General features: G+C 40.8%; 10 protein-coding genes. 1 reads left to right on the forward strand and 9 read right to left on the reverse strand.

Going from position 1 to position 16,784, the window contains the following annotated elements; translation table 11 throughout:
* Positions 1-42: 42 nt before the first annotated feature.
* The 3 genes from pta to folP form a co-directional block, all read right to left on the reverse strand.
* Positions 43-1,056, reverse strand: coding sequence for a phosphate acetyltransferase (gene pta / locus NQ542_RS12630; RefSeq protein WP_005634495.1), 1,014 nt, complete (start codon positions 1,054-1,056; stop codon positions 43-45).
* Between the two features lie 132 nt (positions 1,057-1,188).
* A complete protein-coding gene (gene cdaA / locus NQ542_RS12635; protein WP_005634496.1) occupies positions 1,189-1,974 on the reverse strand; it encodes a diadenylate cyclase CdaA in 786 nt (261 codons plus the stop codon).
* 4 nt (positions 1,975-1,978) lie between these two features.
* Positions 1,979-2,839 (reverse strand): dihydropteroate synthase, encoded by an 861-nt coding sequence (gene folP / locus NQ542_RS12640; RefSeq protein WP_005634497.1) that lies wholly within the window; start codon positions 2,837-2,839, stop codon positions 1,979-1,981.
* A 96-nt stretch (positions 2,840-2,935) separates the two neighbouring features.
* Here folP and NQ542_RS12645 point away from each other — a divergent pair, with 96 nt between their 5' ends.
* A complete protein-coding gene (locus NQ542_RS12645) occupies positions 2,936-4,222 on the forward strand; it encodes a UDP-N-acetylmuramoyl-tripeptide--D-alanyl-D-alanine ligase (RefSeq protein ID WP_005634498.1) in 1,287 nt (428 codons plus the stop codon).
* Between the two features lie 763 nt (positions 4,223-4,985).
* On the opposite strand, the gene NQ542_RS12650 is transcribed toward NQ542_RS12645, so the two are convergent.
* The 6 genes from NQ542_RS12650 to wecB all read right to left on the reverse strand — a co-directional run bounded on the left by NQ542_RS12650 (position 4,986) and on the right by wecB (position 16,783).
* Complete coding sequence (locus NQ542_RS12650; protein ID WP_005634514.1) at positions 4,986-6,248, reverse strand: alpha/beta hydrolase family protein; 1,263 nt, start codon at positions 6,246-6,248, stop codon at positions 4,986-4,988.
* 33 nt (positions 6,249-6,281) lie between these two features.
* Positions 6,282-8,132, reverse strand: coding sequence for a RagB/SusD family nutrient uptake outer membrane protein (locus NQ542_RS12655; protein WP_005634516.1), 1,851 nt, complete (start codon positions 8,130-8,132; stop codon positions 6,282-6,284).
* Between the two features lie 10 nt (positions 8,133-8,142).
* On the reverse strand, positions 8,143-11,577 hold the full coding sequence (locus NQ542_RS12660; protein ID WP_005634519.1) for a TonB-dependent receptor: 3,435 nt from the start codon (positions 11,575-11,577) through the stop codon (positions 8,143-8,145).
* 961 nt (positions 11,578-12,538) lie between these two features.
* Positions 12,539-14,800, reverse strand: coding sequence for a Helicase associated domain protein (locus NQ542_RS12665; RefSeq protein WP_005634523.1), 2,262 nt, complete (start codon positions 14,798-14,800; stop codon positions 12,539-12,541).
* A gap of 25 nt (positions 14,801-14,825) precedes the next feature.
* Positions 14,826-15,134, reverse strand: coding sequence for an Arm DNA-binding domain-containing protein (locus tag NQ542_RS12670; protein WP_005634525.1), 309 nt, complete (start codon positions 15,132-15,134; stop codon positions 14,826-14,828).
* A 488-nt stretch (positions 15,135-15,622) separates the two neighbouring features.
* A complete protein-coding gene (gene wecB / locus NQ542_RS12675; RefSeq protein WP_005634529.1) occupies positions 15,623-16,783 on the reverse strand; it encodes a non-hydrolyzing UDP-N-acetylglucosamine 2-epimerase in 1,161 nt (386 codons plus the stop codon).
* Between the last annotated feature and the right edge of the window lies 1 nt (position 16,784).

A 16,784-nucleotide genomic window follows, 5' to 3' on the forward strand; every position in this document is an offset into this window, starting at 1 on the left:
ATGATTTATCATCGTCACATAAATCATAATTCATAAATCAAATTATTTATTTGCTTTCAAACCTATCGACTGGTTACATGCAATCGCAACCATCTTATAGATATCGTCAACAGAGCAACCGCGAGACAGGTCGTTAACCGGAGCAGCCATACCCTGCAGGATAGGACCTACAGCTTCTGCACCTCCTAAACGCTGAACCAGCTTATAAGCGATATTGCCCACTTCCAGAGTCGGGAATACCAAAACGTTAGCCTGTCCGGCAACATCGCTGCCCGGAGCCTTCAATGAAGCGACCTTTTCAACCAAAGCGGCATCGGCCTGCAATTCTCCGTCAACCTTCAGGTCGGGAGCCATTTCTTTTGCCAGACGGGTAGCTTCGACAACCTTGTCGACCATCTCGTGAGAGGCACTGCCTTTCGTAGAGAAGCTCAGCATGGCGACACGCGGTTCCATTCCTACGATATCGCGGGCTGTAGCAGCTGTAGCAATAGCGATACTTGCCAATTCTGGTGCTGTCGGATTCGGCATTACGGCACAGTCGGCAAATACCAAAATGCCTTCTTTACCATACTGGGGAGTCTTTGTAAACATCAAGAACGCACCTGAAACGCAACTCATACCCGGAGCAGTCTTGATAATCTGCAAAGCGGGACGCAACACATTGCCGGTCGTGTTCTGTGCACCAGCGATTTCACCGTCGGCATCGCCGGATTTAATCATCAGGCAGGCAAGAAACAAAGGATCTTCTACTAAAACGGCAGCCTTTTCAGGAGTCATACCCTTTTTCTGGCGCAGCTGGAAAAGCAGGTCTGCGTAAGCGGCTTTCTTTTCGTGATTCTTCGGATCGATAATAGTAGTTTGTCCGATGTGGTTCAACCCGTACTGAGCAGCCAGGCTGTTGATTTCAGCGGGGTTGCCAATCAGGATAATGTCTGCAACTTCGTCGGCCACTAAACGGTCGGCAGCTTTCAATGTTCTTTCTTCTGTTCCTTCAGGAAGAACGATACGCTGTTTGTTTGCTTTAGCGCGTGCAATAATCTCTTGCATTAAGTCCATAGCGGAAGATCTGTTTTTATTATATTGTTAGTTAGATATCACAATAATCGGGTACAAAAGTAGGCAAAATGCAATATAGAGTTTGCAAAATCAGTAAAAGATTTACATGCAGACTTATCAGTTTCAGAACATTTAACAATAATTTGTTACTTCCTTCTCCCCTGACAGGATTTGTTGCAAATCCTCTGCCGTAACGTTCACTTCTATTTTACCATTATGGGCGACCGATATCTTCCCGCGCTCTTCCGAAACGATGATTACCAGTGCATCCGTTTCGAGCGACATTCCCAAGCCGGAACGATGGCGTAATCCCATATCTTTCGGCAAATTAGCGTTTTGGGCAACCGGAAGAATACAGCCGGCAGCCTTGATACGGTTGTCCGCAATGATCATGGCGCCATCATGCAAAGGACTGTTTTTGAAGAATATATTTTCGATCAGGCGGGCATTGGCATCAGCGTTGAACATTTCACCGGTATGCTCATAAACAGTCAGATCGACATCCTGCTGGATGCATATCAGTGCTCCCGTCTTTTTCTTCGCCATATTCATGCAAGCCAGGACAACCGGGGCAATGAACTTCCCTTCGTTCTCCTTGTCATGGTTCTTCTTCGAAAATATTTTTCCCAGAAACTTCCATCCCCTGTGCGAACCGAGCGCCACCAGAAAACGACGTATCTCATCCTGAAACAAAATCACCAGCACAAGGAAACCGACACTGATAAACTTGTCGAGTATCGCTCCCATCAAACGCATCTCCAACACTTGGGAAACCAGAATCCAGACAATAATAAACGACACTACTCCACTAAAGATAGCCAGAGTTCCGGAATTCTTCATCAGCTTATATGTCTGGTACAAGAAGAAGGCTACCAATAAAACATCAATCAGGTCTTTTATTCCGAAATTCATCCACATAATATTAACAGTTGAAAGTTGAAAGTTGAAAATTGAAAGTTTTCGAAACGAGTTTGACTGCTTCTACTGCGGCTTTTACGTCGTGGACACGAAGGATATCCGTCCCATTCAACAAAGCGATCGTGTTCAGGACTGTCGTTCCATTCAGGCTGTCGGCTGGTGTTCCACCCAGATATTTATAAATCATGCTCTTGCGGGAAACACCGACGAGCAAAGGTAAACCGAAATCCTTAAACTCACGCAGATGTCCCATTAACGTATAATTCTGGTCTACCGTCTTACTGAAACCGAAACCGGGATCCAATATAATATCGTTCACTCCCAACAAACGGAGCTGTCGGACTTTCCGGGCAAAATAGAGCATAATCTCCTCCATTATATCTGCATAATCGGTATGTTGCTGCATCGTCTGAGGAGTTCCACGCATATGCATCATTATATAAGGTACATGCAAACGGGCGACCGTCTCAAACATTCCAGCATCCAACTCTCCTCCCGAAATATCGTTGATTATCGCGACGCCGTATTCTTCGACGCAACGACGTGCCACATCCGCCCGGAATGTATCGACAGACAGGGTCACATCCGGATAATGCGTATTCAGTATTTTCAAGGCAAAAGCCAGACGTTTCATCTCCTCTTCCGGTGAGACCTCTGCGGCATCGGGGCGGGAAGAATAACCTCCGAGGTCGATGATCTGTCCTCCCTCGGACAAAATTGCCTGTATGCGTTCCTCAATTGCAACTTCCGTCTGCTTCCTACTATCGGCATAAAAAGAGTCGGGAGTGACATTCAGAATCCCCATCACCAGCGGAGTATCGAGTGAGGTAAGCGTTCCTCTAATATTGAGCGTTTTATGTAACATTCTTATTTTTCTTTCCGACAAAGATAAAGGTAAATACATTAAATCACTACATTTGCGCAAAATAACTCTCATAGAAATTATAAAGGGAAAAAGACTATGACTATTCCTGAACTATATGAATTGTTTATACACAATCCGAAAGTGACAACCGACAGCCGAAACTGCCCTCGCGGTTCGATTTTCTTTGCCTTGAAAGGGGATAAATTCGATGGTAACCAATATGCAGAAAAGGCGCTGGCATCCGGTTGCGTGTATGCGGTAATCGACAATCCGGATTATTTTATAGGAGAACGCACAATCCTTGTGGACAACGTGCTGACGACCTTGCAGCAATTAGCGCACCGCCACCGTAAAGTGATCGGCTGTCCGATTATCGGTATCACCGGAACAAACGGAAAGACAACGACCAAGGAACTGCTGGCTTCCGTCCTGTCTACCAAATACAACCTTCTCTACACCGAAGGCAACCTGAACAACCATATCGGCGTACCTCTCACCTTGCTCCGCCTGACGCACGACCACGAAATGGCTGTGATCGAAATGGGAGCCAGCCATCCGGGCGATATCAAAGAGTTGGTCGACATAGCACAGCCAAACTACGGGATTATCACCAATGTCGGGCGTGCCCATCTGGAAGGTTTCGGCTCATTCGAAGGTGTGATCAAAACAAAGGGTGAATTATACGACTATATGCGCCGCACGAAAGGTAAGATATTCATCAATCAGGATAATAAATATCTGAAAGAGATCGCCAATGGAATCGAACAGGTCACATACGGTTCCGATGAAACGGCTTTTGCCTGGGGATGTGTAGTCAGCTGCAATCCCTACCTGACTTTCGAATGGAGACAACAGGGCAAAATCCACACAGTGGAAACCCATCTGATCGGCAGCTACAATCTGGACAATGCCTTAGTTGCCGTTGCTGTTGGCCGTTTCTTCAAGATTCCGGCAGAACGCATCAGCCGTGCCATTACCGCTTACGAGCCGACTAACAACCGTTCACAACTGAAAAAGACTGAAAATAACGAACTGATCATCGATGCCTACAACGCAAATCCGAGCAGCATGAAAGTTGCTTTAGACAATTTCGCCACAATGCCTGTCTCGCCCAAAGCTCTCATCTTAGGCGACATGCGCGAATTAGGTCCTACAAGCGACGAACTCCATACCGAAGTCGTAGCCCGGATCAAGGAAGGTAATTACGATAAAGTATTTCTGTGCGGCGAACATTTCCAAAAAGCCGCCGGAAAAGACTTCACCACCTATGCCACAACAGAGGAGCTGATCGAAGCCTTGCGCAAAAATCCCTTGGAAGGATATCATGTGCTGATAAAGGGATCGCACGGGATGGCCCTGGAGAGGGTGGTAGAGGTTTTATAAAAATCCACAAATCCGATTCACATGAAGGAGGTACATATCTCTGCAAAGAGATGAATTTCGATTGCGAAAACAACTGTCATACCATCATGCTTTGCCTTTTATATAATGAATATCAATCTCTACATAGAATGATAGCAGGCATGATGGATGTTTTTTTAACTATCATACTATCATAGATATAATAGCTTTTTCACACACAACATATAGCTTATTATCAGCAATATAGCTATATATTTTTGTCGAGATCCGGGTGTCACCCCCCTGCAGACCCAGGTCTCAAGACCGCTCAGATGTGGGTGTAAATGGACCTGATACGCGTATTTTGAGGAAAAGAACTAACGTCTTTTGCTTTCCAAAGTACCTTATTCCGGCAAAAAAGGCTTATACATTCTCAAAAACATTCTGTTTTAACACTTCCAAAGTACATCTATTTTCCGATAAAAACGACCAAAATGATGGTTAAACAGCTGATTTATGATAGTTGCATGATAGTTGAAATAAGAACTATCATAGCTGTATATCTTGATATTCAACCTTTACACAAGAAGCATGATGGTATGATGGTTGTTTCTAAATCATCATTCATAGATTCAAATATTCTTATATAGAAAATACCTCTAAGATACTAGCTTAGCCTCCTACGCTGTGCTGTTTCTTAGAGGTATATCAAGTTTTTGAAAAGCTATGTTGAATAATGAATAAATATTCCTTCAGAAACCAAAATCCAAGATTTCCATTTTTTAATCTTTACAGGAAATCCAATTTACTTAAAATGTAAATCACAGAAATCCATAAAGCGCTCCCAATCATAATCTGTCACATCATGTTTACCTGCCCGTATATGATAACCTACATCATTCATAATTGGTTGATGAACAGCCGGAGGAACTGGTGAGTCCAACCCTTTCATTTTGTATAATTCATAAACTTTATTGGTATAATATGCAGATAAATATTCACCTTTAGGATCAGCCCAAAGATCGCCTTCCGCACTCGCTACATAAAGGTGGCGTGGTGCTATTAAAGCCAGCATCTCATGCTGGTCAAAAGGCAAATTTTCTTCATTACCTGCATATTGACTAAATGCAGGGCAAAACCAATGAGAAAGAACAGTTGTTATGCGAGCAATATTTTCCCCATAAACTCTTTTTGACAAGGCAGCTCCTCCACAACCAGAATCATTCGATATGACCACTTTGAAACGTGAATCCTGAGCTCCAGACCAAAGCGCAGCTTTCCCCTGTCTGGAATGTCCCATTATTGCAATTTTACTCATATCTATTCTTCCCTCACGTTCCAAATAATCAACAATACGACTTGATCCCCAAGCCCAAACTCCAATTGCTTCCCACTCATCATGATTTTTGGATCCTGATATATAATCAGGGAAAAGAGAAGCTACACTATAATCTCTCAACTCTGCTCGATCCGGATAGATATCATGATAACACATAGTCGCTACAGCATATCCACGTTCTAATATTTTATCATAACACCAACGGTTTTTCTGCGCTCCTCTTGTCCATACGGGACTATCTTTGCCATGTACAAACCTTAATCCTGGAGAATAGTAAATCGATGGTTCTAATGTTGTCGTTTGATTCCCCATAAAATTATATCCAACAAACACAGGTACTCTTCCTTGTACATGGTTAGGAATATATAATAATAGAATTGCATCTATTGTTTTCTTCCCATTTGTAAAAGTGAACAATATTTGTTTACAAGTTGCTTTACCATCCATTGCTTTAGGATCACAAGCCAATAAGGTATAAGACACATCGATTTTATCAGTCGGTGTCCGTCCATAGACCTTAGACATAAATATCTCTAAAATTTCCGGTCTTCTTACCTTTTCCCATTCATCCGCAGTGGTTACTTGCTGTCCGTCATTACAAATAAGAGGATCCGGCAGCACAAAATCAGGGACTTTACTTTCATCATAATTTATTCCTTTTATGATCGCTTGACCATAAGCAAAATTACAAATCAAAGAAAGAAATAATATATAAGAAAATGATCTCATGATTCATTCTATTTTTAATAAAACATCCATTTGTTATAATTGACCAACTTTCAGTGGCTCTACATTTTTCTCTGCACCAGGATAACCGATATTCTGATTTATAACCCCTTTCGTATTCGCATTAATAGCTGATGCAGGAACAGGCCATAACAGATGATGGACACTGATTTTATATTCAGCCCAACGATGCTTGATGCCTTTATTATAAAAATTATTCTTAGCATTTACCCAATCATACCAAAAATTGATTCCCTCTTGTTTAATATTAGAACCAGCACCTCCGGGTCCCGATATATTATCAAGACTATAACTTCTTCCAAAATATTCACAATTTCTACCAGTACGAGCATAAGTAAAAGCTATACGAGTAATTTCTACGTGCCTATTTTCTTCATAATACAGCTCACGCGCCCGTTCATCTAAAATTGAACCGATATTAATATCTGAAGCGGTCAAAGATTCTGCTCCAGCTCGATTACGTACGACATTCAACATCTCTGCAACTTTAGCTGGTTGTTCTTTCCAATAATAAGCTTCTGCCATCAATAGATAAACTTCCGTCGAGCGATAAATATACATAGGAGTTTCACCTCCCCAATACCAACTCGAAGAAAGTGGATCAGGTACATATAGTTTATAATGAGGCCATTGATACCAAGCTCGAATAGAATCTTCTACAGACATTGCTGGGCTTTTCACCAAATGTGTACCATAATAAATGTTTCCACTTGTTTTTAACGTCGGATCATTATAATACAAATCAGATGGACTTATCCAACTATCACGATTATAAACACCTCTTAAATCGTTTTTCTCCTTTTCCGTCCATATTGTGTACTGATAATAATTAGTACAACGGGCTCTACCAATACCTCTTCCATACGTTTTATTTATTTCATATTGAGATTCCACATTATCAGTATAAACAATTCCAGACATTCCGTCTGGGGTCGTAACTCCAACTACACGTGGAATTGTATTTCTCATCAATTGAGATCTTACAGATCCTTGAGCATTAGGGTATGATACAATATACATCAACCCCTCGGTATTTGATATATCCATTTTTGCTTCAACACTGTGCAGATCATGCATTAAATTGGTTTTAGGTTTGTTTTGATTTGATGTAAAACGAGTTGTCATTAATGGATGTTCGGCTACTATAGATTGTCCTATTTGTATTGCTTCGTCAAAATATCCCAAGCATATATTTATTTTCATCAACAAAACCCCACAAGCACTTTTTGAAACTTTCCCACGATTGACATTATCAGGTACATTTTGATAAGAATATTCCAAATTTCTTTTTAATTCTTCCAAAATACTCCATCTGTCGTAAGAATAAAAATCGGTCTTAGGTTCTGCCAATTCGTAATCTAACCAAGGGATATCGCCGAATTGATGAACTAATTTATAATACCAATAAGCCCTATGAAAATAAGCCTGTCCCAAAATCCGACTCTTATCTTCTTCATTTGCAAATTTTCCTTCATCAATACGAGCAATGATTATATTTGCAGATTTAATGGCTTTGTAACCATGTGTCCAATACCATCCGACACGAGTATAATCCATATTGTCCAAAGGCATATCAGGTAATAAAGATTTATCCATATCCATTTGAGGCCCAGCTTTATCAGTAGTTCCTTCCACACAAATATCCGATTGTATCATCTCTGTAAGGATGGCACATCCATCTCCATTATACTCATCGTGCATTTCAGCTTCGCATGCAGACAAAGTAGCTTCAAACCCATCAACTCCAACATAAGTATCTTCTGGAGTATGAAAAGATAATGGCTTAGGCTCTAACCAACTATCTGTACAAGAATTGAGCGATAAAAAAGCTACAGCAACGCATATATATATATTCCTACTTTTCATAATCTAATTTTTACAATGTAACATTAATACCTAAATTAAACGTACGAGGAGTAACAGAGCCGCTCTCTGGATCCCAGAAATTCCAATGAGGAGCAAAAACTGCAGCATTCTGAATACTACCCGATAAACGTAAAGACTGTATAGCAAATTTATTTATCCACTCTTTCGGAAAATGATAAGATAACGTCACATTTTCCAAACGTACAAATGACTTATTTACATAATTAGTTCCTATGTTCTTTGAGCCAATACGTGCATAATCATTTATTGGATTTGTAGCCGTCCATCTTGGGAAATCATAGTCCGAAGTTCTATCTGGAAACGAATAATTATTGGCAGCCCTTTGAAAAGCGCCGTAATGTCCTAAATAAGAATATAAGACAGCCGATAATGAGAGATTTTTATAAGTCCATTCATTCCTCAAAGTCCAACGAAAACGAGGAGTTGTATATCCTTGAAAAACTTTATCTTTATTATTCATGATACCGTCTCCGTTTTGGTCGACATATTTAAAATCACCAGGTTGACACCCATAAATCGCAGCTTCTTCACGTTCATCTTTTTGCCAGACTCCAGCTCTCTCATAATCCCAAATACGATCCGGATCTTGACCAATAAACCATTTATTGGTTTCATCATCCGACTCTTTTTGTCCAATAACATTTCCATTCTCATCCAAAACATCGACCATATCACCATAAAGGCTATTTATTTTTCTTCTATTTAAAGAAAAATTACCAGAAGCGAACCATTTGAAATCTTTTGAATTAATAATATTTGCATTTAAAGTTAATTCAAATCCTTTATTCTGTAACTGCCCCAAATTGGCAGTTACACTATTAAAACCAGTAACATCGGGTAATGCTCGTTTTACTAACAAATCATTTGTCTTAGATACGTAAGTTTCAATGGAACCACTCAACAATTCATCGAATAAAGAGAAATCCAAACCAAAATTAAACGCAGCAGTTCTTTCCCATTTTAAATTATGGTTTGCCATCGTATTTACAAACATCTGAGAAATTGTATAAATATTGCCTGTTTGGTCAATATAAGGTCTCAAACTTGATTTCATTTGAGCCAATGCTGCATACTGGCCAATATCTCTATTTCCATTTTCTCCCCAAGAAATTCTCAATTTTGCATAATTCAGCCACGAATTTGCTTGTTGCATAAATTGTTCTTGAGTAAAAACCCATCCTAAAGCGACAGAAGGAAATGTTGCTCGAGGGTTTTTCTTTCCAAATGCAGAATATCCGTCACGTCGGATAGAAGTTGTCAACATATATTTGTTATTAAACGAATAAAATAGACGAGCCATTAAAGCATCCCCTGTTTGATACGTATCATCACTTGATACTTTTTGTACTGATCCCGATTGCAACTGATGATATCCCAAAACATCATTAGGCGTATATCCTTGAGCCTCTGCCGTAGTGGACCAATACTGAGCTTTTTCTGCATTCGCTAACAGTGTGACTTCTACTTTATGCTTCTGAGCAAATTCTCTCTTCCAGCGAATGATATTATCTATTTGCCAACTGAACTGTTTAGTATTCGTTCTAACTGAAGCTCCTCCTATAGCTTCCCATTTTTCTCCTTCAGATGAATAATGATTATAATAATCATGCCAACTATAGTAAGGAGTGAAATTCAAAGTATATTCGATTCCAAATGGAAGTTTAACTTCTGCATACAGTTTTGCATTTAAATTCTGATACAAATCTTTCCTTTCTGTATACATATTATCATAGAAAGGATTGACAGGGTCCATTCCTGTCGGATTTCGTCTATAAGGGCTTTCTAAATTATCCACCTCATTTGCTCCATAAGGTGAAATCATAGTCATTTGCTCCCAAAGACACTTCAAAAAGCCTTCATTTCGAGAGGAAAATTGAGCATTCATACCTACAGAAAGGAATGATGTGATTTCTGTTTTCACATTCATTCTTGCTCTAAAATTTGTATATTTATCTCCGGTAATAATACCTTCCCTATCCGCCCAGTTCAATGAGTAATATTGCGAAGTCCTTTCTGTAGCATTCGATACACTAACTGTATAATCTTGTTGTAATCCCGTTTGAAATACAAGATCATCCCATTTCGTAATTCTACCTGCAAAATAATTATCAATTTCAGGAGTCAGTAAATTCAGACGGGATAACCATTGAGTTTCCAATTGTTTATCAGTGACAGATGTGGCAGGTACACTTTGGTCATAATTATACCAAACAAGCGGATCGACACCTTGTAGCTTAAATGGATTTACAAATATTTGAGGATATTTAGCCAAATATTCATCCGAATTTCTCCCTTCATTATAATCCTGCCTAAATTTCAAGAATCCCTCAGCATCCAATATTTTAGGTTGATTCGCAGATTTTGCAAAAGAGATATTTGCATTGAAATTAATCACAGGTTTCCCTTGAATTCCTTTTTTTGTTGTAATTGCAATAACTCCATTTGCGGCTTTTGCTCCATATACGGCAGACGAACTCGCATCTTTCAAAACATCTACACTTGCAATATCTTCAGGAGTTATATCTGACAAATTTCCTTCATAAATCACTCCATCTAAAACAATAAGAGGTGAACTGCCCGCAGATAAAGTACCTTTACCCCGAACAGATAAATCAGCCTCAGCTTTAGCATCAGTAGCTATACCAATATTCAAACCAGCGGCATTCGAACGTAAAATATCTTGTACATTTCGAGGAGCCTGAGCTGATAATTTTTCGGCTTTTACACTAGAAACAGCTCCTGTAAGATCCTTTTTCTTCGCTGTTCCATAACCTACCACTACAACCTCATCCAATACTTCGGTATCTTCTTTCAATTTAATACTAAAATTTGATTTATTTGCTACGATTATTTCTTGTGGAGTATACCCAATATAGCTTACAACCAACGTGCTGTTTTCATCGACTTCCAAAGAAAAATTTCCGTCTACATCCGTTATCGTACCATTCGTCGTTCCCTTTTCTACAACATTTGCCCCTATAACCGCTAAACCGTAAGTATCAACTATTTGTCCACTTATTTTTTTCTTTTTCTCTTGATTTACAGATTTAGAAGAGGTAGACAATAACGTAATATAGTTATTTTCAAACTGATAACTAATACCTGTGTTTTTAGTAATCATTTCTAGATAGTCTGCAACTGTAGCTGTTTTTGTGTTAAAAGAAACAGTCTTGTTGACATCCACATCCTGATCCCGAAACACAACCAAATAGTCAGTTTGCGCCTCAATCTCTTTGACCAATTGTTTTATTGTCATGCTATTCTGGCTAAGTTTGATCTCTGCATTTTGTGCATCTGCTTCTTCTGCCATCAATTGAAACACACATACAAACAATAGGAAAAGTGATATTCTCATAATCCTAAAAAAATATTTAATGTTACTATTATAGATAATAAAAGGCAACAACAAAGTTTTTCTTTTCATATCTTTGTTCTAAATTTAAAGTGAATACTAAAAAATTACGACTTGTGTTTGCTTTAACTTCTGCGGCAGTTGTTGGTAGCTTCTGCCGCTTTTGTTTTTCTACTGTTCTTTCATCATAGGCTATACGTTTTTATGTTTGACATGTTCTTATTTTAAGGTCACTATGTTCCGCTCTGTGTTTTTTTCTACTTTAAATTCTTATCTAATTGATGGATTGATTTGAAAGACAAACGCTTATGAAAGTTTTGAAAAGTCTAAGGTAACGATTTGGAGATTGTGCTAATTTCAGTATTTTACAACCTCATACTTATGAGGAACTCTTCTATGGACAAAGATAGACATTTTTTAGATTAGGGAAAAAATTTGAAGGAAAAAATAAAAAAAAAGTTTGGGAAAGGATTGGAAAAATTCAAGAGAGAGGTTGAGGAATTAAGTGTATGTGTATGGGGGGGGATTGTATAATCAATTTGCAGTTACCGAAAAAGGCATATTCAGAATTCCTGTATATTGCTTCTACTAGTGATTGCAGAACCGACAATTATATTTAAAATTACCCAAATCAAGTATTCCGAGTGGGGCATAAAGATTATTTAAATTGTAACCATACCCTATATATTCAAACTGGCTTCATTCAAAGGAAAGTCAAAAGATGTTCATAATAATGCTCCTTACATTATTATGACAGACAAGAGTCATGACATTGGTAATAACCATCTTTTGTAAATCGTCATTTATATGCAGTGACAATTTCATTTCCATGTCTACGAAATTTGGTAATAACATCTTTTAAAAGTGTCTAGAATTCCTATCAGTTATGTACATATCTGAATTCTGATTTTATGCGTATTTATTCATAAAATTAGACTCTATATCTGCTTACACAGGTTATCACTATACTATTTCCTGCAAATAACATTTGGGAATATATTTCGTAACCCAATGGTTTCAAAGATGTTTCCTGTCAGCTCAGAGGGAAACCGATCCGCTCCAATTGTACTATTCGCTCATCTGACATGTTTCCCTTGCGGTAATCCCGTCTTTGGATGGTACACCAACGTCCCAATGCTCCTTCACGGCAACCTGGCCATCGCCCTTGGCGGTTATGGAACAGGCGCAACTGCTCAAAGTTGCCTTGCCAGACTTGTTCCGCTGACCAAACAAATCCTATTTTATCCAACAGAAGCCAGCGATCATGGGATAATTTCCCCAGTTTGTGCATTTTTCGTTGTGTATGACACCATCCACCCAGATTCCCCTCCGTCGATTTAGGGAAACGCTGATATTTTCCGACAAAAGACTTCAACTCCTCGTAATTCTTCATCCATTCCCTTTGAAGGTCTTGATTCCAAACAAAGCCGATCTCATCCAAAGCCCGGATGCGCTCTTTGCTCAAGCGTCCATTCTTCCGCCTTTCCCGTTGGGTATAACACCAAGTTGCAAGCGGGCCGTCTTCACGTTTGGGCCAGCGTCCGCAGGTATCAAAGAAGACTTTCAACGCACGGTATTCTTTCATCCATTTGGAGTCGAGCTGGTTCCATTCGAAGCCGATCAATTCTAGCTGACGGCGGCGTTCCTCCTGCAATTTTCCCCGTTTATAGGCAATGCGTTGGGTGTTGCACCACAAACCGAGTTTCCCTTCCGTAATTGATGGCCAGTCGTTTTCTTCCCGACGGAATTCAATCAGCCTCTCATACATAATCTGCCAGGGCTCCAGTTCTGCCAATATCTCTTCTATGCGCAGCCGTATGTCTGATAGGAAACCCGTCGTCAAAAAAGAGGTGTTTCCTTCGAATCCTTTGGGTGACGGAAGGAGAGATAGACGCTCCAAGTGGGGAGCCATCACATCATAAACCGATTTTCCTGAAAGATTGTTGACAAAATCCAAGACGACCGGCCGTTTTCCAGCCTCGGCATTTAGACAACGGCCCAATTGCTGCAAGGTAACGATATATGATTCTGTCCGTCTAAGGAATAAGACAGCATCCACACCTTCCACATGCAGTCCTTCTATCAGCATGTTGACGGAAAACAATACGTGCAGCCGGTCTGATTCTTCTCGGAAAGCATCCAGTATCCGGCCGTTCTGCCGTTCACCTTGGGCATGATGGATCTCGAACGGAGTAATGGCACGTCCCGCTCGCGTGAGCCATCCGCATACTTCTGGCACCATCTGCTTCAAATCGGTGAGATCGCGACAGAATACCAGCAGCTTGCGTACGCTTGTCGGCAGGAACTTCCGGATGACTTCCGGTGCCCCTAAAGCCTCTTTGAAATCCACACGTGCCAGATCCAGTTTCTTCTGTACCTTTTCTTTTCGTCCTTTTGAACAACCGCTGCGTTCCAACTTTCTTTGCAGCCGGTCCAGTTCGTTGTCCAGCCCGTAAGCACTCTGTACCAGAACCGGAACCGGCAAGATATTGTAATACCAAGCCTGCGGCAAGGTAAGCTCATAAAACAAATTTCCTTCGAAATAAAGATCCACCGTATCGATCATTCCCTCCGGACGGATCGGCGTTGCCGACGTTCCCAGGACATAGGCACAGGGATTATTTTCTATCACATCCTGCAAGGCACTTCCCCAAATTTCCGCCCCGAAATGGTGGAATTCATCAATAAGAATATGATCTGCCCGTAACAACCCATTGTCCTCCCGGTTACGGATCAGTGACTGGAATGTCCGGTACGTCACTTGCGGAATAGAGAATCCGACGGCTTTCCGGATCTCATCCAGAATCGTGATGTTCGGAGCAAAGACCAATATCTTTTCCTTTGCATGATCTGCGATATAGCGTGCCAGCAAATAGGATTTCCCTGTTCCGGTAGCCTGCACGACCGCACCGATACGGTGTTGTTTGAATCCCCGCATGATCGCCCTGTAAGCCGCTTCGTTATGCGGATAAAGCTCCACATGTCTTCCGGACAAGAGGCTTTCAATATAGCTTTCATCCGAAACGGTCAGCCCATGCAGTTCAAAGTCCAATGCTTCCGGCAGGAATCCGCCGTGTGCCACGATCCTGAAATATAGATTTCGATGCCCTTTACTTAGTGTAGAGAACTTCTCGTAGAACAATTCAGCATCCGAGCGAGTCAAAGGACGTTCGTTTCGGACCTCCTTCACGATGGCATGTACCATTCCCGGCTTGAAGCCTATCCGTAGTCCCTCTTCGGATTCTGTTACCTGGAAGCCTAGACGGAGATAGCAATCTGTTAAAGACGATACCATCCTATTTACTTACAAGTCAAAAAGTTCATTTGATTATTGTCCTTTGCTGTTTAAAGAGGGCTATCATATTACCCATTGTCAGTCGACCGGTAATATCTTCTGTTATAATCCGGTTCAAAAGCCGAAGATCCGCCTCAATTTGGACACGGAAACGACAGGACTCAGGATAATCATCCCGGATTGTCCTTGCTGTTTCATCCCAGGAAGAAGCTGACAAGTGAAGACGGGAAGAAAACTCCATACGCCGGTTGTGCCCTTTGTAGATACGGTAATAAATTGTACCACGCTCGGGATTTTTCTTATTAGGTTCAAAACGGACAACAACAGTAGGCATCCTTGTTACTTTTACAGCTGATTTATATAGAGGAGTTTCCCTTATAATCAAAATTTGGGTAGGGTGATTTTTTCTTAAAAACGCTCACCAATCTGAGTATTTTCCCTGCATTATTTATATCCGCACTGGAAATATGGATAAATTCACTCATACTAGTATATGCTACCCAGAAATAGGAGAAAGTCCAAACAATAAAAGTTCCCAAAAGGAACACCCATACGCAGGAATTTTTTCATTTACCATTCCCCTTTTCTTCACACTAAAATCCAGAATCATATTGCAGACGGTTGCGGTCAAAATGCCTCTCATGCCCGTTCTCTTCCGAAGTTAGTGGTGACAACATATAGTAATCCTTGAATGTTATACACCCGTTTGAAATTAGAAACCGGACGAATCTGCATCTTCCTCGTTTTCCGCTTATAAAGCAGAATCATCATCACCTTAAAAAATATTAATAGTCTGATTTTCAGGTTTAATCTCACATCTTTTTATATTCTGTACAGCAATGCGTTCACAATACGTCCACAAGCAAGCCCGTCTCCATAAGGGTTCACTGCCTTGCTCATTTTTTCATAGGCGACTTTATCGTCAATCAAAACAGATACTTCATTTACTATTCTGTTATAATCCGTACCTACCAGTTTTACCGTTCCTGCATCCAATGCTTCCGGACGTTCCGTTGTGTCGCGCATCACCAATACCGGCTTACCCAGTCCTGGAGCTTCCTCTTGTATGCCACCGCTATCGGTTAATACTATAGTGGATTTTTCCATTAAATAGACAAAACTCAGATATTCTAAAGGTTCAATGAAGAACATGTTCCCAAAATCGGATAATTCCTCTCCAAATACGTCATGTATCGGTTTGCGCACATTTGGATTCAAGTGCATCGGATAAACGAAGTCCACCTCCGGGTATTTTTTTGTCAAGTCTTTGATAGCAGTACACATATGGATGAATCCGTCACCGAAGTTTTCACGACGATGTCCCGTAATCAGCACCAGCTTCTTACCACCATTCAAACGGCTCACGTCATATCCGGCTTTTGCCAGTATCCCTACCAATTCACAATCCAACGCCTTGTCGCTCTTAATTTTATCCACTACCCAATAAAGCGCATCAATTACCGTATTCCCGGTCACGATGACATTCCGATCGTCAATACCTTCCCGCATCAGATTGCTACGACTCAGTGGCGTAGGCGAGAAATGGTAGGTCGCCAGTCGTCCGGTCAAAAGTCGATTCATCTCCTCCGGCCATGGGCTATAGATGTTATGTGTACGTAATCCTGCCTCTATGTGTGCTACCGGAATCTGTTGGTAGAAGGCCGACAGAGCAGCGGCAGTAGAAGTGGTCGTGTCACCGTGCACCAGCACTACATCCGGCCTTGCCTCTTTCAGTACATCACGCATACCTGTCAATACACGGGACGTCACGTCATATAAGTCTTGTCCCTGCTTCATAATGTTCAAGTCATAATCTGGACAAATATCGAATATATCCAATACCTGGTCCAGCATTTCCCGGTGTTGTCCGGTAACACATACTACAGTTTCCACCCGTTCTGGCTGTTTCTGGAATTCTTTCACCAGCGGAGCCATCTTGATTGCCTCCGGACGGGTGCCGAAGACCAACATTACTTTCTTCATT

This window comes from Parabacteroides merdae ATCC 43184 (assembly GCF_025151215.1).
In the GTDB taxonomy this organism is placed as follows: domain Bacteria; phylum Bacteroidota; class Bacteroidia; order Bacteroidales; family Tannerellaceae; genus Parabacteroides; species Parabacteroides merdae.

Excerpts from the sequence above, each read along its gene's own strand:
- pta (WP_005634495.1), bottom strand. The coding sequence starts at position 1,056 with ATGGACTTAATGCAAGAGATTATTGCACGCGCTAAAGCAAACAAACAG.
- cdaA (WP_005634496.1), bottom strand. The coding sequence starts at position 1,974 with ATGTGGATGAATTTCGGAATAAAAGACCTGATTGATGTTTTATTGGTA.
- folP (WP_005634497.1), bottom strand. The coding sequence starts at position 2,839 with ATGTTACATAAAACGCTCAATATTAGAGGAACGCTTACCTCACTCGAT.
- NQ542_RS12645 (WP_005634498.1), top strand. The coding sequence starts at position 2,936 with ATGACTATTCCTGAACTATATGAATTGTTTATACACAATCCGAAAGTG.
- NQ542_RS12650 (WP_005634514.1), bottom strand. The coding sequence starts at position 6,248 with ATGAGATCATTTTCTTATATATTATTTCTTTCTTTGATTTGTAATTTT.
- NQ542_RS12655 (WP_005634516.1), bottom strand. The coding sequence starts at position 8,132 with ATGAAAAGTAGGAATATATATATATGCGTTGCTGTAGCTTTTTTATCG.
- NQ542_RS12660 (WP_005634519.1), bottom strand. The coding sequence starts at position 11,577 with ATGAAAAGAAAAACTTTGTTGTTGCCTTTTATTATCTATAATAGTAAC.
- NQ542_RS12665 (WP_005634523.1), bottom strand. The coding sequence starts at position 14,800 with ATGGTATCGTCTTTAACAGATTGCTATCTCCGTCTAGGCTTCCAGGTA.
- NQ542_RS12670 (WP_005634525.1), bottom strand. The coding sequence starts at position 15,134 with ATGCCTACTGTTGTTGTCCGTTTTGAACCTAATAAGAAAAATCCCGAG.
- wecB (WP_005634529.1), bottom strand. The coding sequence starts at position 16,783 with ATGAAGAAAGTAATGTTGGTCTTCGGCACCCGTCCGGAGGCAATCAAG.